22 protein-coding genes and 1 other annotated feature are annotated in these 20,756 nt (G+C 45.6%); of the genes, 17 read left to right on the forward strand and 5 right to left on the reverse strand.

Translation table 11 applies throughout. The features are described 5' to 3' along the window. Positions 1 to 97 precede the first annotated feature (97 nt). Positions 98 to 973, forward strand: a complete 876-nt coding sequence (locus IGI69_RS00070) for a DegV family protein (protein ID WP_005226378.1) — start codon at positions 98 to 100, stop codon at positions 971 to 973. Positions 974 to 1,073: 100 nt separating this feature from the next. Here the strand turns inward: IGI69_RS00070 and IGI69_RS00075 are convergent, their stop codons facing one another. After that, complete coding sequence (locus tag IGI69_RS00075; protein ID WP_005226380.1) at positions 1,074 to 2,696, reverse strand: ABC-F family ATP-binding cassette domain-containing protein; 1,623 nt, start codon at positions 2,694 to 2,696, stop codon at positions 1,074 to 1,076. Between the two features lie 208 nt (positions 2,697 to 2,904). Here IGI69_RS00075 and IGI69_RS00080 point away from each other — a divergent pair, with 208 nt between their 5' ends. Then, positions 2,905 to 3,723, forward strand: coding sequence for a ZIP family metal transporter (locus IGI69_RS00080; protein WP_005232914.1), 819 nt, complete (start codon positions 2,905 to 2,907; stop codon positions 3,721 to 3,723). A 55-nt stretch (positions 3,724 to 3,778) separates the two neighbouring features. Here IGI69_RS00080 and IGI69_RS00085 read toward each other — a convergent pair whose 3' ends face one another. Next, positions 3,779 to 3,982, reverse strand: a complete 204-nt coding sequence (locus IGI69_RS00085) for a hypothetical protein (RefSeq protein ID WP_010748476.1) — start codon at positions 3,980 to 3,982, stop codon at positions 3,779 to 3,781. Between the two features lie 150 nt (positions 3,983 to 4,132). Between IGI69_RS00085 and IGI69_RS00090 the strand changes: the two genes are divergently transcribed. Next, positions 4,133 to 4,534 carry a DUF4809 family protein gene (locus IGI69_RS00090; protein ID WP_428210716.1) on the forward strand — a complete coding sequence of 134 codons (402 nt, stop codon included), beginning with the start codon at positions 4,133 to 4,135 and terminating at the stop codon, positions 4,532 to 4,534. A gap of 104 nt (positions 4,535 to 4,638) precedes the next feature. On the opposite strand, the gene IGI69_RS00095 is transcribed toward IGI69_RS00090, so the two are convergent. Together IGI69_RS00095 and proB are read right to left on the reverse strand one after the other, a co-directional pair. Next, positions 4,639 to 5,883, reverse strand: coding sequence for a glutamate-5-semialdehyde dehydrogenase (locus tag IGI69_RS00095; RefSeq protein ID WP_438739253.1), 1,245 nt, complete (start codon positions 5,881 to 5,883; stop codon positions 4,639 to 4,641). Further along, complete coding sequence (gene proB / locus IGI69_RS00100) at positions 5,880 to 6,695, reverse strand: glutamate 5-kinase (protein WP_428210718.1); 816 nt, start codon at positions 6,693 to 6,695, stop codon at positions 5,880 to 5,882. Before proB ends, IGI69_RS00095 begins: the two co-directional genes overlap by 4 nt. Before the next feature lie 189 nt (positions 6,696 to 6,884). Here proB and IGI69_RS00105 point away from each other — a divergent pair, with 189 nt between their 5' ends. The 12 genes from IGI69_RS00105 (at position 6,885) to IGI69_RS00160 (ending at position 17,186) form a co-directional block, all read left to right on the forward strand. Then, positions 6,885 to 7,394: a hypothetical protein gene (locus tag IGI69_RS00105; RefSeq protein ID WP_010748479.1), complete on the forward strand. Its 510-nt coding sequence runs from the start codon at positions 6,885 to 6,887 to the stop codon at positions 7,392 to 7,394. Between the two features lie 44 nt (positions 7,395 to 7,438). After that, the gene (gene radA, locus IGI69_RS00110) at positions 7,439 to 8,809 is read left to right on the forward strand and encodes a DNA repair protein RadA (protein ID WP_005226394.1); all 1,371 of its coding nucleotides are present in this window, start codon (positions 7,439 to 7,441) and stop codon (positions 8,807 to 8,809) included. Positions 8,810 to 8,972: 163 nt separating this feature from the next. Beyond that, a complete protein-coding gene (locus tag IGI69_RS00115; protein ID WP_005232908.1) occupies positions 8,973 to 10,112 on the forward strand; it encodes a PIN/TRAM domain-containing protein in 1,140 nt (379 codons plus the stop codon). Between the two features lie 169 nt (positions 10,113 to 10,281). Beyond that, positions 10,282 to 11,739, forward strand: a complete 1,458-nt coding sequence (gene gltX / locus IGI69_RS00120) for a glutamate--tRNA ligase (protein ID WP_005226398.1) — start codon at positions 10,282 to 10,284, stop codon at positions 11,737 to 11,739. Next, positions 11,736 to 11,934 (forward strand) — a binding site (T-box leader). (Overlaps the previous gene by 4 nt.) 65 nt (positions 11,935 to 11,999) lie before the next feature. After that, the gene (gene epsC / locus IGI69_RS00125; RefSeq protein ID WP_034872105.1) at positions 12,000 to 12,536 is read left to right on the forward strand and encodes a serine O-acetyltransferase EpsC; all 537 of its coding nucleotides are present in this window, start codon (positions 12,000 to 12,002) and stop codon (positions 12,534 to 12,536) included. Then, a complete protein-coding gene (gene cysS / locus IGI69_RS00130) occupies positions 12,529 to 13,941 on the forward strand; it encodes a cysteine--tRNA ligase (RefSeq protein ID WP_438739257.1) in 1,413 nt (470 codons plus the stop codon). The genes epsC and cysS overlap by 8 nt, the downstream gene beginning before the upstream one ends. Next, entirely contained in the window at positions 13,938 to 14,360 is a 423-nt protein-coding gene (locus IGI69_RS00135; RefSeq protein WP_005232904.1) for a Mini-ribonuclease 3, read from the forward strand. The genes cysS and IGI69_RS00135 overlap by 4 nt, the downstream gene beginning before the upstream one ends. Beyond that, complete coding sequence (gene rlmB, locus IGI69_RS00140) at positions 14,326 to 15,165, forward strand: 23S rRNA (guanosine(2251)-2'-O)-methyltransferase RlmB (RefSeq protein ID WP_005232903.1); 840 nt, start codon at positions 14,326 to 14,328, stop codon at positions 15,163 to 15,165. The genes IGI69_RS00135 and rlmB overlap by 35 nt, the downstream gene beginning before the upstream one ends. Continuing rightward, entirely contained in the window at positions 15,162 to 15,680 is a 519-nt protein-coding gene (locus IGI69_RS00145; protein WP_005226413.1) for an NYN domain-containing protein, read from the forward strand. The genes rlmB and IGI69_RS00145 overlap by 4 nt, the downstream gene beginning before the upstream one ends. Before the next feature lie 95 nt (positions 15,681 to 15,775). Then, positions 15,776 to 16,339 (forward strand): sigma-70 family RNA polymerase sigma factor, encoded by a 564-nt coding sequence (locus tag IGI69_RS00150; protein ID WP_142437338.1) that lies wholly within the window; start codon positions 15,776 to 15,778, stop codon positions 16,337 to 16,339. Between the two features lie 30 nt (positions 16,340 to 16,369). Continuing rightward, the gene (locus IGI69_RS00155; RefSeq protein WP_438739260.1) at positions 16,370 to 16,672 is read left to right on the forward strand and encodes a Veg family protein; all 303 of its coding nucleotides are present in this window, start codon (positions 16,370 to 16,372) and stop codon (positions 16,670 to 16,672) included. Positions 16,673 to 16,733: 61 nt separating this feature from the next. After that, entirely contained in the window at positions 16,734 to 17,186 is a 453-nt protein-coding gene (locus IGI69_RS00160) for a GNAT family N-acetyltransferase (RefSeq protein ID WP_086298923.1), read from the forward strand. Between the two features lie 96 nt (positions 17,187 to 17,282). Here the strand turns inward: IGI69_RS00160 and mscL are convergent, their stop codons facing one another. Further along, positions 17,283 to 17,729, reverse strand: a complete 447-nt coding sequence (gene mscL, locus IGI69_RS00165; protein ID WP_005232898.1) for a large conductance mechanosensitive channel protein MscL — start codon at positions 17,727 to 17,729, stop codon at positions 17,283 to 17,285. Between the two features lie 161 nt (positions 17,730 to 17,890). On the opposite strand from mscL, the gene yfmF reads away from it, so the two are divergent. Further along, a complete protein-coding gene (gene yfmF, locus IGI69_RS00170; RefSeq protein WP_438739262.1) occupies positions 17,891 to 19,159 on the forward strand; it encodes an EF-P 5-aminopentanol modification-associated protein YfmF in 1,269 nt (422 codons plus the stop codon). Next, entirely contained in the window at positions 19,152 to 20,450 is a 1,299-nt protein-coding gene (gene yfmH, locus IGI69_RS00175; RefSeq protein WP_005226432.1) for an EF-P 5-aminopentanol modification-associated protein YfmH, read from the forward strand. The genes yfmF and yfmH overlap by 8 nt, the downstream gene beginning before the upstream one ends. The last annotated feature ends 306 nt before the right edge of the window (positions 20,451 to 20,756 follow it).

Below are 20,756 nucleotides of genomic sequence, written 5' to 3' on the forward strand. Positions count from 1 at the left end.
AAAAGCAGTCAACGATAAGTTTGACTGCTTTTGATGAGAATTTCTTCTGTCTTGTTCTTTTTTTGCTATAATAGGGGGTAACGAGAGGGGTGAAACCATGTTTCAAATCATGACAGATTCCTGCTGTGATTTACCAGCAGCAAGATTAGCGGAGCTAGATGTTGCGTATATTCCGATGCTGATCGAATTAGACGGCAAAGAATATATCGATGATATGGGCAAAGAATTTGATACGGAATGGTTTTTAGGAAAACTAAAAGAGCATGCGCAGCCGACAACTTCTCAAATCAATGTCGGACGTTATATGGAGTATTTTCGGCCATATGTCGAAGCGGGCACACCGGTCCTTTATTTAGGTTTTTCTTCAGGAATGAGCGGCTCATTCCAAAGTGCCGTCCAAGCCGTAGCCTTACTAAAAGAAGAATACAAAGAAGTTGCGATCACCTTGATCGATACGCGCTCTGCGAGTTTAGGCGAAGGCTTCTTAGTGGCTGAAGCAGCCCAACAAAAAGCCCAAGGACGTTCGTTGCTAGAAGTCAGCCAATGGGTAGAAGAAAACAAACTGCGTTTAGATTCATGGGTCACCGTCGACGATTTAAAACAATTGGAACGCGGCGGCAGAATCTCTAAAACAGCGGCAGCGATCGGCGGATTGCTGAACGTGAAACCAATCATTACCGTCGATACTGCGGGAAAATTACGCAGCGTTGATCGAGTGCGGGGACGCAACAAAGCGATCCAAAAAATCGTGGATCAAACCATTGCCAATCTTCACGAATCAAAAACCAATACGGTTTATTTTGCCAATGCTGGCGATGCCGAAGCGGCGGAGAAAGTCATCAAACGTTTGACCGAAAAAATTCCTGACATTATTATTCATCATTATCCATTAGGTCCAACGATCTCCAGTCATACCGGCTATGGCTGCTTGGCGCTGTTTTCATTCGGCAAAGCCCGTTTAGAACAAGCGTAACCTGCCAAAAATACCCGAAGCACCTAGGCAAAATAAAAGAAACGCTCCAGTTGCAGCCTTGGTGGCGGGCAACTGGAGCGTTCTTTTTTTCAAAAGTAGCTTATTGATTCATTTCTGCTACGCGTTTTTGGACATCTTTGTTTTCTAAGAATTCATCGTAGGTCGTTTCGGCACGATCCACCACGCCTTTGCTAGAGACCGCAATGATACGGTTCGCAAGGGTTTGAATAAATTGGTGGTCATGAGAAGCAAACAACAATGAGCCGGTGAAGGCCATCAAGCCATCGTTTAATGCGGTGATCGATTCTAAGTCCAAGTGATTGGTTGGATCATCCAATACCAATACGTTGGCTTTTGAAAGCATCATTTTCGACAACATGCAGCGAACTTTTTCGCCCCCGGAAAGAACATTGACGGGTTTTAATACTTCGTCACCAGAGAATAACATGCGACCTAGGAAGCTGCGCAAGAAGGTATTGTCGTCTTCTTCTTTGCTTGCGTATTGACGCAACCAATCAACGATCGGGGTATCCGTATCAAATTCGCTGGTCGTATCTTTTGGCAAGTACGCATGCTGCGTGGTCACGCCCCAACGAACACTACCTGTATCAGGAGTGATTTCCCCCATGATGACTTTGAATAGCGTTGTGGTGGTGATATCGCTATTGGCAACAAAAGCGACTTTGTCGTCTTTGTTCAAGGTGAAAGAGATATTGTCTAAAATCTTTTTGCCGTCGATCGTCACACTGACATTGTCGACTTGCAGCAAGTCATTCCCGATTTCACGTTCTGGTTTAAAACCGACAAACGGGTAGCGGCGAGACGAAGGTTGAATATCATCAAGAGTGATTTTATCCAACATTTTTTTCCGAGATGTTGCTTGTTTGGATTTTGATGCATTGGCACTAAAGCGTGCGATAAAGTCTTGCAGTTCTTTGATCTGCTCTTCTTTTTTGGCATTTGATTGGGATTGTAATTTCGCAGCTAATTGGCTTGATTCCAACCAGAAATCATAGTTGCCGACAAACAATTTGATTTTGCCGAAGTCTAGATCGGCCATATGGGTACAAACTTTATTTAAGAAGTGGCGGTCATGGGAAACAACGATGACGGTGTTGTCAAAGTTGATCAGAAACTCTTCTAACCAGTTGATAGATTGGATATCCAATCCGTTGGTAGGCTCATCTAGGAGCAAGACATCTGGCTTACCGAAAAGGGCTTGTGCCAGTAAGACTTTCACCCGTTGACCAGCAGTTAGATCTTTCATCAAGACATGATGCAATTCATCGGGAATGTTCAAGCCTTGCAAAAGAACAGCTGCTTCGGGCTCTGCTTCCCAGCCATCAAGTTCCGCAAATTCGCCTTCTAGTTCGGCGGCACGAATCCCATCTTCATCAGAAAAGTCTTCCTTCATGTAGATCGCGTCTTTTTCTTTCATCACTTCGTAGAGACGTTTATGGCCCATGATGACCGTTTCGATCACTGGAAACTCTTCGTAATCATAGTGGTTCTGCTTCAAGACAGCCATCCGTTCATCAGGACCTAAAGACACATTCCCGGTTGAAGGTTGGATCTCACCAGATAAAATTTTTAAAAAAGTTGATTTACCAGCACCATTTGCACCAATCAAACCATAACAATTACCAGGCGTAAACTTAATATTAACATCATCAAACAGTTTGCGGTCTGAAAAATGCAAACTTACATCACTTACTGTAATCAATTCTTTTCCTCACTTTATATAAATTGACATGGAGTCTCCTAGCATTATAGCGATGAATGTTGAAACTTTCAAGTAAAGCCGAGGATTTCATCAGGAAAGGCTTAGGGCTGGTGAAAGAAAAATTTTGGCTGCTGCTGCCTTCCTAGTAGAACCTGACGGCTTCCTATGCTAGAGTATTGGTAGAATAGTTAGACAAAGGAGCAGACGAATGGTGGATTGGTTGGTTGGATTGTCGCCATGGCAGCAAGCGTTGGCGGGGACAATCTTTACGTATGGTATGACGGCGCTTGGGGCAGCGCTAGTCTTTTTCTTCAAAGAAATCAATAAAAATGTCCTGAATACGATGCTGGGGTTTGCCTCTGGCGTGATGATCGCTGCTAGTTTCTGGTCGTTATTAGATCCTGCGATCGCACGAGCCGAAGAAAATGGCGACATTCCGTGGCTTGTGGTCAGCATCGGGTTTGGTTTGGGTGGTTTGTTTCTATATGCAGCAGATAAGACGCTCCCGCATATGCATTTTGGTCCGAATCATGAAACAGAAGGTTTGCCCAGTCATTTGAAGCGAACGATCTTGCTGGTCTTTTCCATCACGCTGCATAATATCCCAGAAGGCTTGGCGGTAGGGGTAGCGTTTGGGGCGGCGGCTAGTGCCGATGATCCGCGAGCAGCGATCTTAGCGGCGCTTTCGGTAGCGATCGGGATCGGGATCCAAAATTTTCCAGAAGGCGCAGCCGTTTCGATCCCCTTGCGCCAAGAAGGGTTAAGCCGAACCAAAGCCTTTATGTACGGGCAAGCGTCAGGGATCGTAGAACCGATCGCCGGTGTGATCGGAGCTTTGCTAGTAACGAGTATGTCCGCTGTCTTGCCGTATGCGTTGGCTTTTGCAGCGGGTGCTATGATCTATGTAGTGGTGGAAGAATTGATTCCAGAAGCGCAGCAAACCTTGACTAGTCGTCGCCATTTTGCGGTCTTTGGCGTCATGCTAGGCTTTATCTTAATGATGGTTTTAGATGTAGCATTAGGCTGATCGATAAAAAAACACCTGACTTTCCAAAAGTCAGGTGTTTTTGATTTACTTGTAATTAACGATAATATTTTCTTGGCTTTTGGCGAATCGATGTTAACCAGCGAACGATCAAAACGGCTAGCAGCAAAGGAATCCCGAAACGGAAGACCAATCCGATCAACCCACCAATAATGCCTAATACAACGGATAAAACAAGGGATGCTGCGATTAAAACTGCCACGACAGTAACGATTCTTCCTAATAAACTTTCTGTATTCATTGTGACTCCTCCTAGACTTTTTTTCTTATCCCTAGCATAGCAAGAAAGAAAAAGAAACACATCCAACTTAAGACGGAATAATTGCTCCGCCGTGCGCCATAGGTTTGTGATAAACTAAACATGAATGAATCATGAAAGGAGTCAAAAAGAATGAATGCAGAAATTCTCACGAGCCAAGTCATCACAGAAGGAGGGTGCAATGCCTGTTTGCCTTATGAACTCAATACCTTCACGCTGCAGCTGCCGGATGGTCGTAGTTTTTCGTTAGAAAACTTGGATGCTGCTGCATTGGTGCTGCCAATTGCCCAGATCAATCAGTGGCAGACGCGCTTATTATTAGAAGAAGACGAAGGATTGATCTATCAAAAAGGAACGCAAGAAGTAATTTTCGTAGAGGGCAGCCGTCAGGATACGTTTTCCAGCAAAGGACAGACGATTTCTTGTCCGAAAAAGAGTTGCGAAGCTGACGTCTTTGCCACAACCAATCAAGTGCTGACAGAATTGTTCGGCATCGAACCGCTTTCCTTCGTTCTGCGGGCTGCACAAGCATAAGAGGACGAAAAAAAGCCGCTTGCGCATGTACCGACCTTTTAAAGTTAGCTTTTTAGTCTAACTATTGGGAGTCATGACAGCAAGTGGCTGTTTTTTTCGTATCGTTACTTACGGATCTGGCCTTCGCCATAAATAATGTATTTGGTAGAAGTCAGTGCTTCTAACCCCATTGGCCCACGGGCATGGAGTTTTTGCGTCGAGATGCCGATCTCGGCACCAAAGCCAAACATAAAGCCATCCGTGAAACGGGTCGAGGCATTGACGTAAACCGCCGCCGCATCAACTTCTTTCAAGAAGCGTTGGGAAGCGAAATAATCATCGGTGATGATCGCTTCGGAGTGCTTCGTATTGTAGCGATTGATGTGAGCAATGGCTTCTTCTAGCGAAGCCACCACTTTGATCGCTAAGATATAGTCTAAAAACTCGGTTGCCCAGTCGTCTTCAGTGGCAAGCTGTGCATTGTTTAAAACCGCCAACGCTTTTTGATCTCCTCGCAATTCGACTTGATCGGCAAATTGCTGTTCTACCATTGGCAAAAACTCCGCTGCCACTGCTTCATGGACGAGGATCGTTTCGATGGCATTGCAGACAGAAGGGCGTTGAGTCTTTGCATTCGTGACGATCGCCAGTGCCATCGGCAGCTGGGCTGCTTGGTCGATGTAGATATGATTGTTGCCGGTGCCGGTTTCGATCACTGGCACCGTGGCGGTCTCTTTGACACGACGAATCAAGCCGGCGCCTCCCCGAGGGATCAAAACATCCAAGTAATCTGTCAGCCGCATCAGCTCAGCCGCTGTTTCGTGGCTCGTGTCTTCGATAAACTGGATCGCATGGCGGGAGTATCCATTGGCAGCTAAAGCCTCTTGTAAAATAGTCACGAGGACTTGATTGGAGTGGAAGGCTTCCTTTCCACCACGCAAAATCACGGCATTTCCTGATTTGAAACACAGACTAGCTGCGTCAGTGGTGACATTAGGGCGGGCTTCGTAGATGATGCCGATGACCCCTAAAGGCACTCGTTGTTGACCAATCAAAAGATCGTCAGCATTGCGCCACATTTTATCCACGGCACCGATTGGGTCGGGCAATTGGGCGACTTCTCGGATGCCGTTAGCCATCTCGGTGATCCGTTGTTCTGTCAGCAACAGTCGATCTAGCATCGTTTGGCTGGTTCCTTTGGCTTTTGCGGCGGCTAGATCTTGTTGATTAGCAGCTAAAATCGTCTCGGCAGCTTTTTCTAAAGCATCGGCCATCGCTGCCAATAGGTGGTTTTTTTCGCTGGCACTCAGTAAGCTTAATGTCTGGGCGCTTGCTTGAGCTTGTTGACCGATCGTTTGCAAGTTGCTCATTGCTCATCCTCCGTTCGTTGATAAAAGTGGGTGCCGACAGGTTCCCCTGCGAGCAAGTCAAAAATAATTTTCGGCTGCTTGCCGTTAGCCAGCAGCATGTGACTGTTCAAGTCTAAGATACGTTGGGCGGCTTTTAGTTTACTGGTCATACCGCCGGTTCCATAAGGACTGCCTTTTCCCGTAGCTTGTTCTAAAAGTTCTGGGGTGATTTCATTGATCTCGGAATACAAGACGGCATCAGGATCATTCAGCGGATTGGCGGAATAAAAGCCGTCGATATCAGAAAGCATGATCAAAAGCTCGGCTTTCGTCAACTGAGCGACGATCGCTGACAGCTGGTCATTGTCGCCAAATTTGGTGAGATGGTCCAATTCATCCACTGCCACCGTGTCGTTTTCATTAATAATCGGAATGATCCCCATCGTAAGTAATTGCTCTAAGGTGTTGCTAACGTTTTGACGACTTTGGGGAAATTCGATGATGTCTCTGGTCAGCAGGATCTGTGCAGTCTGCTGGCTATAGCTTTGAAAACGCTGGTTGTAGATCGTCATCAGTTCTGATTGGCCAACGGCTGCCACGGCTTGCTGCAGCGGGATCTCCACGGGTCGTTCTTTCAAATTCAACTTGTTCATGCCAACACCGATCGCACCAGAAGAAACTAAGATGATTTCTTTGCCTTGGTTTTGCAAAGCTGCTAAGACAAAGGCTAATTCATCGATGCCAGCTAGATTGATGGCACCATTGGGATAAATCAACGAGCTGGTGCCGATTTTTACAACGATTCGGTTTTTGTTTGAAAGATCTGCGCGCATATGCCACCGCCTATTTTTTGATATTTTTTCTATTGTACTCGCAAACGGGCGTTTCGTCATGTCCTTTTTTCTTTTTGGTCTATTTTTAAACGAAGAAATTGTAAAGACTTTTCGATAATTGTGTTTTCCATGAAGAAAATAGTTCTTCCTATGCTAAAATAGCTATATGTTTTATTATTGGAGGAACCCATGAAATTACGAGGATTTGAAATTATTACAGCATATAAAGAAAAAAGCATCACCTTGCCTCAACGTGCCACCCATCATGCGGCTGGTTACGACTTTGAAGCAGCGGAAGAAATCGTGGTGCCAAGCATTTGGAAAGCGGGCGTGATCGACGGGGTCAAAGCGCTTTTTGCGAAAGAGACCGCAAAACAGTTGAAGCCAACCTTGATTCCCACGGGGATCAAAGCCTATATGGGGGAAGACGAGTATTTGCAGCTGACAAATCGTTCCAGCAATCCTTTGAAACGTTTCTTAGTCTTGACGAATGGTGTCGGCGTCATCGACAGCGATTACTATGACAATCCAGATAATGAAGGGCATATCATGTTTCAGTTTACCAATTTCGGCCCCACAGATGTCGTCATTAAAAAAGGCGAACGGATCGGCCAAGGAATTTTCTTGCCGTTCTTAAAAGCTGATCAAGATACAACCACTGCCAGCCGAACCGGCGGCTTTGGCTCCTCGAATCAGTAAATCCTGCCTGGGGGTCTGTTTGATAGAAGTAGTGGAGGAGATCAATGGCAAAAAAAGCAAAAAGTCAATTTGTCTGTCAAAATTGCGGGTATAGTTCCCCTAAATATTTAGGGAAATGCCCCAATTGCGGCAGTTGGAATTCAATGGTGGAAGAAGTGATCCAAGAAACCGCCGATCGTCGAGTACGTACGACATTGACGGGGCAAAAGATGCAGCCGACGAAAATCGCCGATGTCGTACCGAAAAAAGAACCGCGGGTCCAAACGAAACTCGCTGAGTTGAATCGCGTCTTAGGCGGCGGCGTGGTCCCAGGCTCCTTGATTTTGATCGGTGGGGATCCAGGGATCGGAAAATCGACGCTGCTCTTGCAAGTTTCCCAGCAATTAGCAGCGATCGGCGGGACGGTCTTGTATGTGTCAGGAGAAGAAAGTGCCGAGCAGATCAAAATGCGGGCGCAGCGCTTAGGCGCCATCGACACAGAATTTTATCTCTATGGGGAAACGGACATGTCAGAGATCAGTAAAGCGATCGAAAACATCCGCCCAGATTATGTGATCATCGATTCGATCCAAACCATGACCCAACCGGATATCACCAGCGTGGCAGGCAGTGTCAGCCAAGTGCGAGAAACGACCGCAGAATTGCTGAAAATCGCCAAAACCAATGGCATCGCCATCTTTATCGTTGGCCACGTGACGAAGGAAGGCTCGATCGCAGGACCGCGGATGCTGGAGCATATGGTGGATACCGTCTTGTATTTCGAAGGCGAAAAGCACCACAGCTTTCGGATTTTGCGGGCCGTCAAAAACCGCTTTGGGTCCACCAATGAGATCGGGATTTTTGAAATGGAAGAAGGCGGGTTGAAAGAAGTCGCCAATCCGTCACAAGTCTTTTTGGAAGAACGCTTAGAAGGCGCAACCGGATCGGCGATCGTAGTGGCAATGGAAGGCAGTCGGCCAATCTTGGTGGAGATCCAAGCACTGGTCACGCCAACGATGTTCGGCAATGCCAAACGCACGACGACGGGGCTAGACTTCAACCGGGTCTCGCTGATCATGGCGGTTTTAGAAAAACGGGCAGGTTTGCTGCTGCAAAATCAAGATGCCTACTTAAAAGCAGCCGGCGGGGTCAAATTAAATGAACCCGCGATCGATCTAGCGATCGCTGTTAGTATCGCCTCCAGCTATAAAGAAAAAGGCACCAGCCCGACGGAGTGTTTTATCGGTGAAATTGGCTTGACGGGTGAGATTCGCCGAGTCAATGCGATCGAACAACGGGTCAAAGAGGTGCAGAAACTGGGCTTTACAAAAGTTTATTTGCCTAAAAACAATCTGACTGGTTGGCAGCCGCCAAAAGGCATCGAAGTCGAAGGCGTGTCTACCTTAGCCGAAACCTTACGGAAAGTCTTCCGTTAAAGTGGAGTCACTGCAAGAGCAAGGGGCAATCTCCCTTACTCTTGCCCTGACGCTGCTGGTTCATTCATTGAACCAACCGACAGCCGCTGACTGGTGGAAGGAGTCAGTTTGGCAGCACGGATTTTTGAACAAAAGAAACCTACTGGAGTATGGAGGAACATGTATGCAGAAACGAGTCATTACCGCACTAATGGTACTTGCCGGAGCAAGTCTAGGGATCTCACTGATGCCCATCGCATGGCAAGCCATTGGGCAAACCCAAAATGAATGGCTGAATAATAACATCACTAATAGTTTGCTTGGAGCCCTTATTTTCTTTTTATTATCTTTACTATTAGCGAAATATATTGCAGCCGGTATTCGCAAAATTGAAGAAAAACTAAGTGAATTGAGCTTAACCTATCTCTTGTTTGGCGCAATTGGTTCGATCATCGGTCTGATGATCGGTGTGATCGTGTCGATTCCTTTTTACAATTGGGATATTCCTTTTATCAACGGGATCGCCCCAATCTTAGTGATGGTCCTGTTAGGGTATCTCGGTTTTCAGATCGGGACGACACGGATCGATGAATGGAAAAAAGTCTTTGCCCCGAAAAACAAAAAGGCAGAGCCTCAAGAGCAAGATGAACAGCAGATGCTAGAAAGAAAAATCGCGGACCATTTCCACAAATACAAAATTTTGGATACCAGCGTGATCATTGATGGCCGGATCTATGATATTGCCAAAACCGGCTTTTTGGAAGGCGTCCTGCTGATCCCGAATTTCGTTTTGTATGAATTGCAATACATCGCAGATTCTGGCGATAGTTTGAAACGGGTCCGGGGCCGTCGCGGCTTGGATATTTTGAATGCTTTGCAAAAAGAAGAAGGCATCGCAGTTGAGATGTACGAAGGCGATTTTGAAGACATTTCCGAAGTCGACAGCAAGCTGATCAAGTTAGCGAAATTGCTGGATGGTGTCGTTGTGACTAATGACTACAACTTAAACAAAGTTTCTGAATTTCAAAATGTGCCGGTCTTGAATATCAATGCGTTGGCCAATGCGGTCAAACCAGTGGTGATTCCAGGAGAAAGCATGCACGTCTTAGTAGTGAAAGCTGGCACGGAGCGGCAGCAAGGGGTCGCTTATCTAGATGACGGGACGATGGTCGTGGTGGAAGATGGCCAGCATTACATGAATGAACACATCGAAGTGATCGTCACCAGCGCCTTGCAAACGGCAGCTGGGCGGATGATTTTTGCCAAACCAGCCCATTCTGGTCGCGGCATCGACAACAAAGAAGGATCGAAATCAGAGAAATAATCCTAGGCAGCTGGCGTAAAATATGCCAGCTGCCTTTACTAATTGGGTTATTGATTGTACAATTCAACTTGAGGGTTCTGTTTTTTACGCGGGTCTTTCCCACTAAACTGAACAATAAGCCCCAAGCAGCTTGGCTGGCTTGGAAATCAGATGAAGGAAGAGGAAAACAATGACAAAAGTACGTGTACGTTACGCGCCAAGTCCAACAGGACATTTACACATCGGGAATGCTCGGACGGCTTTATTCAATTATTTGTTTGCTCGTCACAATGACGGTGAATTTATTATCCGAATCGAAGACACCGATCAAAAAAGAAACATTGAAGATGGTGAAAAAAGCCAGCTTGAAAACTTGCAATGGTTAGGAATGGATTGGGACGAATCACCTGAAAATCCAGGAGAATACGGTCCGTATCGTCAATCAGAACGCGGCGATATCTACCAACCACTGATCGATCAATTGCTTGCAAGCAATCGTGCGTATAAGTGTTATTGTACGGAAGAAGAACTGGAAGCCGAACGTGAAGGCCAAAGAGCTCGTGGCGAAATGCCCCATTATGCAGGGAAATGTGCCAACTTAACACCAGAAGAGCAAGCCGAAAAAGAAGCACAAGGCTTGAAACCAGTGATTCGTTTCCGTGTCTCTCGCAATACTGAATACAAATTCCACGACATGGTCAAAGGCGAGATCGTTTTTGAATCAGATAATGTCGGTGGCGATTTTGTCATCCAAAAACGTGACGGTATGCCGACTTACAACTTTGCAGTAGCAGTCGATGACCATCATATGAAAATCACCCATGTGCTGCGTGGAGATGACCACATCGCCAACACACCAAAACAGTTGATGATCTATGAAGCATTTGGCTGGCAAGCACCAGAATTCGGGCATATGACGTTGATCATCAATAGCGAAACCGGGAAAAAATTAAGCAAACGGGACGAATCGATTCTCCAATTCATCGAGCAATACCGTGAGTTGGGTTATCTGCCAGATGCTATGTTCAACTTCATTGCACTTTTAGGCTGGTCACCAGTAGGGGAAGAAGAAATCTTCTCTCAAGAAGAATTGATCAAAATCTTTGATCCTGAACGGTTGAGCAAATCACCAGCTGCCTTCGATGCCAAGAAGTTGGAATGGGTCAATAACCAGTACATGAAACAAATGGATCTGGATGAATTGACGGCAATGTGCGTCCCTTACTTGGCAAAAGCCGGTCGCATCGAAGAAACATTGACCGAAGAAAAAGCTGCTTGGTTGAAAAAAATCGTTTCCTTGTATCAACCGCAAATGAGTTTTGCGGCACAAATCGTCGACCTTTCGGAATTGTTCTTCGAAGAACACCCTGAATTAGATGATGCAGCCAAAGAAGTCTTAGCAGGAGAAACCGTACCGACGGTTTTGACAGCCTTTAAAGAAAAATTACAGGCGATGCCAGTCGTTGAAGCTGCAGCAGTCAAAGCAGCTATCAAGGAGATCCAAAAAGAAACAGGCATCAAAGGCAAGAATTTATTCATGCCGATCCGAGTGGCAGTCTCAGGCCAAACCCATGGACCAGAACTACCGGATACCGTTGAATTATTAGGGAAAGAAAAAGCCCTTGATCATTTGAATAACGTGTTATAAACACAGCGAATAGACGAAGTACTAGCCGATTTTTTTCAGAGAGGCCACGGAAGGTGAGAGTGGTCAAAAAAGGCTAGGAAATGCACCTAGGAGTGGCTTTGGCGCAAGTCAAAGACGAAGCAGCGGACGTTACCCGCTTGAAGGCAGTGCCGAACTGCGAACAAAAGTGGGACCACGCAAAAAAGCGTCTTTTGAATAAGGAAACTTATTTGAAAGACGCTTTTTTCGTATCAAGAAGTTTGGATAAAGCAGGTGAGAAGATGACTTGGTTCAAAAAAGCAATTGCGGCAACAAAAAAACACGATCCGTCGGTGCGATCAACGTTGGAGATCATCATCACGTATCCGGGATTCCATGCCTTATTTTGGCATCGTTGGGCGCACTTTTTGTTTCAGCATCGCTGGTATTTTTTGGCAAAACTGACGGCCCAGTTTTGGCGTTTCTTGACCGGGATCGAGATTCATCCTGGTGCCCAGATCGGCCAAGGGGTCTTTATCGATCATGGGATGGGGGTCGTGATTGGGGAAACGGCGATCATTGAAGATGATGTCGTCTTGTTTCACGGAGTCACCCTGGGGGGAACCGGCAAAGAGCGGGGCAAGCGTCATCCCACGGTTAAAACCGGTGCGTTTCTCTCAGCCCATGCGCAGATCTTAGGTCCTGTCACGATCGGTGAATATGCAAAGATCGGCGCCAATGCAGTGGTTTTGAAGGATATCCCCGCAGAAGCAACTGCTGTCGGCATCCCGGCAAAGATCGTTCGAATCAAAGGAAAGAAGGTTACCCACGATGATTAAAATCTATAATACGCTGACACGAGAAAAAGAAGTGTTTCAGCCATTGGAAGAAAAGAAAGTAAAAATGTATGTTTGCGGACCCACCGTCTATAACTATATCCATATCGGGAATGGCCGCAGTACTGTTTCATTTGATACCGTACGTCGTTATTTCGAATACCGCGGCTATACAGTGGACTATTTGATGAATTTTACTGATGTCGATGATAAAATCATTCGTGCAGCAAAAGAATTAGGTACGACGGCCCCAGAAGTGGCAGAGCGTTTTATCAACGCCTTCAATGAAGATACTGCAGCGCTGAATGTCAAACCTGCTACGATGAATCCTCGTGTGATGGATCATATTGAAGACATCATTGCCTTTATTGCTGCTCTTGTAGAAAAAGGCTATGCCTATCCAGTCAATGGCGATGTTTATTACCGTACCCGTAAATTTGCTCACTATGGGCAATTAAGCGACCAATCCATCGACGAGCTGGAAGTCGGCGCAAGCCAGCGAACCGGTGAAGAACAAAAAATCAAGGAAGATCCGTTGGATTTTGCTTTGTGGAAAGCGGCAAAAGGCGATGAGATCGCTTGGGAATCTCCTTGGGGAGCCGGCCGTCCCGGCTGGCATATCGAATGCTCGGTGATGGCGACCAAACACCTAGGCGAGACCATCGATATTCATGGAGGCGGACAAGACTTGACCTTCCCTCATCATGAAAATGAGATCGCCCAAAGCGAGGCAAAAACCGGCAAGACCTTTGCCAACTATTGGATGCATAATGGCTATGTGACGATCGGTGAAGACGAAGAAAAAATGAGTAAGTCGCTGGGCAACTTCGTCACGGTGCATGAGATGGTCAAAAAAGTTGATCCACAGGTGCTGCGTTTCTTTTTGGCAACGACTCAGTACCGCCGACCAATCAAATACAGCGAGACTACCTTGCATGAAGCACAAACCAATCTGCAAAAATTGCGTACGACCTATGAAAATGCCAAATTCCGCTTGAATAGCAGTCACTATCAAGCCAGCGATGAGGAAGTCAATGCACCGGTTCTGGAAGAATTTGAAGAACGTTTCATCAAAGAAATGGACGATGATTTCAACGCGGCTAATGGGATCACAGTGGTCTATGAATTGGCGAAGTGGCTGAACTTAGCTAGCGAAGACCCAGAAACAGACTTGGCTTTATTAACCGTTGGATTAGCCAAGTTCAGCGAATGGCTGACGATTTTCGGGATTTATTTTGTATCAGAAGAATTGCTGGATGAAGAAATCGAACAGCTGATCAATGAACGAATCGCCGCTCGCAAAGCCAAAGATTTTGCCCGCAGCGACCAAATCCGTGATGAGTTGAAAGAACAAGGGATCATCTTAGAAGATACCCCGCAAGGAACCCGATGGAGACGAGAAGTATGAGAGATTATAAACAATTGAATGGTTTGGCATTGGCCTATGTGGGGGATGCGGTCTATGAAGTCTATATTCGCGATTATTTAGTCGCCCAAGGCCAAACCCGACCAAACCAACTGCACCATATGGCGACCCACTATGTATCTGCCAAAGCCCAAGCGGCGTTGATCCAAAAGATGTTGGATGAAGAGATCCTGACCGAAGAAGAACATGATTTTTATCGCCGCGGCCGTAATAGTAAAAGTCATACGGGTGCCAAAAATGCCGATGTCACGACGTATCGCATCGCTACTGGCTTTGAATCGCTGATCGGGTATTTGCACCTCACGCAGCAAAAAGAACGCTTAGACGAGCTGGTAGACTGGTGTATAAAGAAAGTAGGAGAAGAAGATGCGAGAAAAACCGCAAAGAAAGCGTCCAAATAAAAAAACAGCTGGCCAATCAGAAGCCAGAAAAGAAAATAGACCGGATCGCCGCAAAGAAGCCGAGGGAGAAGCCATCGAAGATAATTTTGTCTTTGGCTATCATGCGGTTGCTGAAGCCTTGAAAGAAGGGCGAGGCAACAAGCTGTTTCTTTCTGAAGAGGCAAGGGGAGAAAAGATCGATCGTCTGAAAGAAATGGCACGGGAACAGGCAGTTCCGGTCAAATGGGTGCCAAAACAAAAGCTGGATACGATGAGTGACCAAGGGGTCCATCAAGGCATGATCTTGGCAATCACCCCTTACCAGTATTTGACCTTGGATGAATTGTTGGCCCAAACGAAAGAACAGCCGCTGTATCTGATTTTAGATAATCTAGAAGATCCCCATAATTTCGGCTCCATCATGCGAACCGCTGATGCCAGCGGCGTAGACGGGATCATCATTCCGAAACACCGTGCGGTGGGGATCACGCCGATCGTGGTGAAAACATCGACTGGCGCAGTGGAACATATTCCTGTGGCCCGCGTGACTAATTTGACCCAAGCAGTCCAGCAGCTGAAAAAAGCTGGTTTTTGGATCTTTGGTACTGATATGAGCGGCAGTGATTACCGCACATGGAATGCTCAAGGGGCGGTCGGTTTGATCATCGGTAACGAAGGTCGCGGCATGGGAGAAGGCTTGAAAAAAGAAGTGGACCAAATGCTGACGATCCCAATGACCGGGCACGTGCAGAGCTTGAATGCCAGTGTGGCGGCGGGCTTGTTAATGTATCAGGCCTTTACTAGCCGAAATGGGGCGTCCCAATGAAAACCCCTTTGCTGATCGTGGATGGCTACAATATGATTGGCGCTTGGCCGGAGCTGGTTCTTTTGAAAAATCAGGACCGTTTAGAAGATGCCCGAGAAGCCTTACTGAACCGGCTGTCAAATTATGCAAAATATGAAGGGTTGAAAATCATCGTTGTTTTTGATGCCCAACTGGTGCCTGGTGTGACACAAAGTTACACCAAATATCAGCTGGAAGTTATTTTTACCGAAGAAGGAGAGACCGCCGACAGCTACATCGAACGAATCGCAGGTGAATTAAACAATCGGTTGACGCAAGTCACCGTCGCTACCAGCGATTTAGCCGAACAGTGGGTGATCTTCTCTCAAGGTGCCTTGCGGACTTCGGCACGGGAATTGTACAAAAGCGTGGAAAAAACGGAAAAAGACATCCACGAGCATCAAACCGACTTGCGGTTTGAAAATTTCCGGCGCAATTCCCCCTGGTCACCGGAGCAATTAGCCGAACTTGAAAAGAAATTGCGGGACCTTAGTTAGGGACAAAGTTGGTCTGGTAAATTAGAAGATGTCCCAGCCATTTATGATACGCTCCTTTTGTAGCAAATGAAGCAAAAACAAAAGGAGTGATATCGATGCGCAGGGAAGAAGGACAAGTATCACACCCTTCTGATAGATTTGAAGAGTTGTTCAGAAAATATCGACCGATCGTTGAGATTTTGCATAAAAAATATTATCTGCGGGATTATGACTTAGATGATTGGCTGCAAGAAGGCCGGATCGTTTTTAATAAGTGTCTAAAGACTTACGATCAGGACAAAGGAACGACGCTGGGTATCTTGTTTAAGCGATCCTTTGAAAACCGTATCTGCAGCTTGTTGCGGGCGCAGCATGCCCAAAAACGCAAAGCCCAAGTCGATGCCTGCTCGCTGGAAGAAAAGCTTTCACAGGAAGGCAATCGGTTTTTGACCGATCATAATCGCTGTGCGGAAACTGCAGAGACCTATTTGTTTGTTAATGAATCGTTGGTAGCGTATCCGAAAAGTTTATCGTCTTTAGAAAGAATGGTTATAATGAATTATTTAAAAGGATTAGAACTTGATCAGATTGCGGCTCAAGAAAAGCTGTCTTACGAAAAAATAAAAAGCGCTTTCAGTCGCGGTAGGACAAAATTGATAGCGCTTATCAAAGACGTTTAACAAAAATCTTATTGAAAGTAGAATTATTTTATGGTAAACTTGAAATTTTCTGCATTTCGTGGTATAATGATGCTCGAGGTGAATGCGATGCCAACAACTTTAGCTACAATCAAGAAAGATTTAGAATGCCGTATCGGTAGTGAGATTATGCTAGTTGCTCAGACTGGACGTAAGCGTCAAACTGAACGTCGCGGCGTTTTGACAGAAACTTATCCTTCAGTTTTTGTTGTAGATTTGGATCCAAACGAGAATTCATTCGAGCGGGTTTCTTATAGTTATTCAGATATTTTAACCAGAACTGTTGAGATTGAATTTTTATCGGAAGCTGTTTGAAACAAGAAGAGTTGACACTTTGTTGACTCTTTTTTGGTTCAACAAGATAAGGAGTGATGGGATGGCGTTTTTTCTAAAAGAGTTAGGGGAAATGACTGGGGTGGAGTTTTATCAACTTGCCCGTTTGCGCACAGCAGTTTTTGTGGTGGAACAAGCGTGTGCGTATCAGGAGATCGATGTGATCGATGCACAGGCCAAACATTTATGGGCCCTTGATGAGGACGGGCAGGTCGTTTCATACGCCCGTATTTTCCAGCAGGAACAAACGGTGCATTTTGGTCGGGTCATTGTGGCACCGGCATACCGGGGGCAAAAAGAAGGCCATCGTCTGATCAAAGAAGTTTTGCATCGCATTGAGCAGTGTTATCCGGCTTTGCCTATTGAGATCGAAGCACAAGCCCACCTAGAAAAATTCTACGGCCAGTATGGCTTTAAAACCATTACACCGCCTTTTTATGAAGACGGGATCCTGCATGTCGGGATGAAAAAAGAAGCAAGCACAGCGACTCTCTAGAGAGGTTCGCCGTGCTTGCTTCTTTTAGCGCTATGATTGATGGATCGGATGAATCCGAATTGCTTCTTTTGTCCTTAATGACAAAGAGCCGGTTTCTTATCTGATCGTATCGTCCAATGATGTTGGACGTGGATCAACGGTGTTGGCAGTAGGCGTTTGCGCTTTTAAAAGATCACGAATCTCTTCTAAATAATCCTCTGCAGTGATTTCTGGTACTTCGTCTTCCTCAGGTTGTTGTTTCAGATTGCGTAATTTGTTCACTGCTTTGACAATCAAGAACAAGACAAATGCGGTTATCAAGAACGTAATAATGGCAGTGATGACGCGGCCAAAATCAAAGACTACATTTTTGGCGGGTTCAAAGACCAAGCCAGAAAAGGCATCGGCGTTACCGAAGAGTGATAAGATCCATGAAACCAATGGTGTCAGCAATCCTTCAACTAAACTAGTGACGATTGCGGTGAAGGCACTCCCGATCACGACCCCGATCGCCAAGTCAATGACGTTTCCTCGTAAAATAAATTCTTTAAATTCTTTAATCATCCTGTATCCTCCCTTCTAAATCTTACTGACAGTATAGCGAAAAACGCGGGATTTATAAAAAAAAACGCTCGCTGCAGCAGGTTTGATCAGCGAGCCGAGGAGAAAGCTTGTCAGCTATGCTATAATTGAAGAGATAATTTTGCTTCTAGAAGGGGTGTCACATGTCTATTGAATTAAAAAAAGGTGTTCGGTTAACGGTGCTACCGACCAAAAAGTATAAAACGATTCGTTTTTTCGTTCGGTTTACTGCACCATTGCAGGCTGAAATGACCGCCAAACGGACCTTATTGACCAGTTTATTAGAAACGACTAGTTTGGCTTATCCGACACAGACCGCATTTAGCAGTCAGCTGGCAGAGCTTTACGGTGCCAGCTTTGGTATGAATGTCAACAAACGGGGCAATCTGCATCAAATCAATGCAGCGATGTCCTTTGTCAACGGGAAGTACGTGTCAGATGAAGCAGTATTGCCGCAAGCAGCCGCTTTTTTAGCAGAAGTTTTGTTCCATCCGAATGCCCACGAGGAACAGTTTGAAGAAAAGAACTTCACCATCGAAAAACACAACTTGATCGCCTATATGAACAGCGTGGCAGAAGATAAGCAAGCATTGGCTTCTTTAGGACTGCAAGAGTTGTATTTTGAAAAGGATCAGAATCAGAAGTATCCGAGCTTTGGCCGTCCCCAAGACTTAGAAGCTGTGACCGCAAAAGAGCTTTACCAAACCTATCGCTCAATGATGGACAATGACCAAATCGATCTTTTTGTGATCGGCGATGTGGTTGAAGCAGAAGTCGCGGAGCTCTTCCAGAACATGGCCTTTACCGATCGGCCAGACCAAGCAATGCCGGTCTTTTATCAGCAAGCGGCGGAAAACATCATTCGCGAGAAAATTTTGCGGGAACCAATCATCCAAGCCAAATTGAACCTAGGCTATCATACTGGCGTGTATTATGACCAAGCCGAGCGGATCGCCTTTATGGTCTTCAACGGGTTGTTTGGCGGATTCCCTCATTCAAAACTGTTTATGAATGTCCGAGAGAAAGAAAGTTTGGCGTATTATGCTTCCAGCAGTATCGATACGTTTCGTGGGTATTTGTCGGTCCAAACAGGGATCGATGGCAAAAATCGCGACAAGGTCTTCAAATTGATCGAACAGCAGCTGCAAAGCTTGCAGCGTGGCGAAGTCACCGCGGAAGAACTGGCACAAACAAAAGCGATGTTGAAAAACCAGTACTTGCTTTCATTGGATAACCCACAAGCACTGATCGAAACAGCCTATCTGAATCAGTGGGTACCGAATACGAAAATGACGGAAGATGAATTTATGCAGAAATTGGCACAAGTGACCGTGGCAGATGTCCAAGCATTGGCTCAAAACGTGTCCTTGCAAGCTGTATTCTTCCTGGATAAGGAGACGACCCATGAATAAAAAAGTCTATCAGCAAATCAATGAGACCCTTTATGAAGAAGTATTGCCAAACGGCTTGAAAGTTTATTTGCTGCCAAAAGCCGATTTCCATAAAACTTACGGACTTTTCAGTACGAACTATGGCTCTGTCGACAATCATTTCGGGTTTTCTCCCGAAGCATTGCATCAAGTTCCAGATGGCATTGCCCATTTTCTAGAGCACAAACTGTTTGAAAAAGAAGACGGCGATGTCTTTCAAACCTTTGGTCAGCAGGGGGCGTCTGCTAACGCCTTTACCAGTTTCACGAAAACCAGCTACCTTTTTTCGGCAACCGATCAAATCAAGCTGAACCTTGAAACGTTGATCGATTTCGTTCAAGCCCCGTATTTCACAGAAGAAACCGTCGAAAAAGAAAAAGGGATCATTGGTCAAGAAATCCAAATGTATGATGACGATCCGAACTGGCAGCAGTTTTTCGGCATCATCAAAAATCTGTATCCGAAGCACCCCTTGCATATCGATATCGCTGGTACGGTGGAAAGCATTGCGCAGATCACCGCAGAAGACTTGTATCTTTGCTACAATACCTTCTATCACCCAAGCAACATGACGCTTTTTGTGGTAGGCAATATCGATCCGGAAGAAACGATGGCGTGGATTCGGACCAATCAAGCGGCCAAGACCTTTCCAGAAACGCAGGCGATCATTCGCCAGTTTCCTGAAGAAACCTTTGCCGATATTCAAGCAGAATCAAGTCTTACCATGCCAGTAACACGTGCCAAAGGCGTATTAGGGATCAAAGGAGACTTGAACAAACTGCCGAAATCAGGAAGAGAGCTCTTGCGCTTCAAAAATGCGTTGAATCTTTTCTGCCAATTGGTGTTAGGCAATACTTCCGCCAATTATTTGCGTTTGTATGATCAAGGCATCATCGACGACACATTTGGGTTTGAAGTGAACTTGGATCGCGGCTTTTACTTTGCCGACTTCTCGGGGGATTCTGAAGAGCCAGAAAAAATGTTGGCAGAGATCGAAGCGATCGTAATGAATTTCCCGCAAGATCCAGAGATCAATGAAGAAAACTTGACGTTATTGAAGAAGAAAATGCTAGGGAAATATTTCCAATCACTGAACTCACTGGAGTTTATCGCAAACCAGTTTACCCAAAGTTTATTCGGTGAAACGACGCTCTTTGATCTGCCAGAAGTGATCCAATCGATCACTTTGGAAGATGTCCAGCAAGCGGCTCGTTCCTTTATCGATCCCAAAGCCTTTAGTCGTTTTTACATGTATCCAACGGAAAAAGCCTAAGCGAAGGCTGGTTTTGTCAAACAGCTTTCATCTGAGCGACACTGACTGATTCAAGGAGGAACGCCCAACAGAACAAGGGCTGGCCAACTCCTGAGTCATTCAGTGTTTTCTTTTTGCGTCAAAGGGTGGTTTTTTCTTGCAATTTGATGCCAATTTGGCGAAAAGTATTAAAATTTGTTTGCGAGTTGTGGTTAGGCTATCCTCAGACTTTTTCTTTTATGGTATTCTTTAATTATTGAAGCAAAATCTTTTTTTGTTTTTTTACAAAAAATCACGGAAAAAATGTTATATTTAGTAGACGGCGCG

It is taken from the genome of Enterococcus sp. DIV1083b, assembly GCF_051713705.1.
GTDB lineage: Bacteria > Bacillota > Bacilli > Lactobacillales > Enterococcaceae > Enterococcus_D > Enterococcus_D casseliflavus.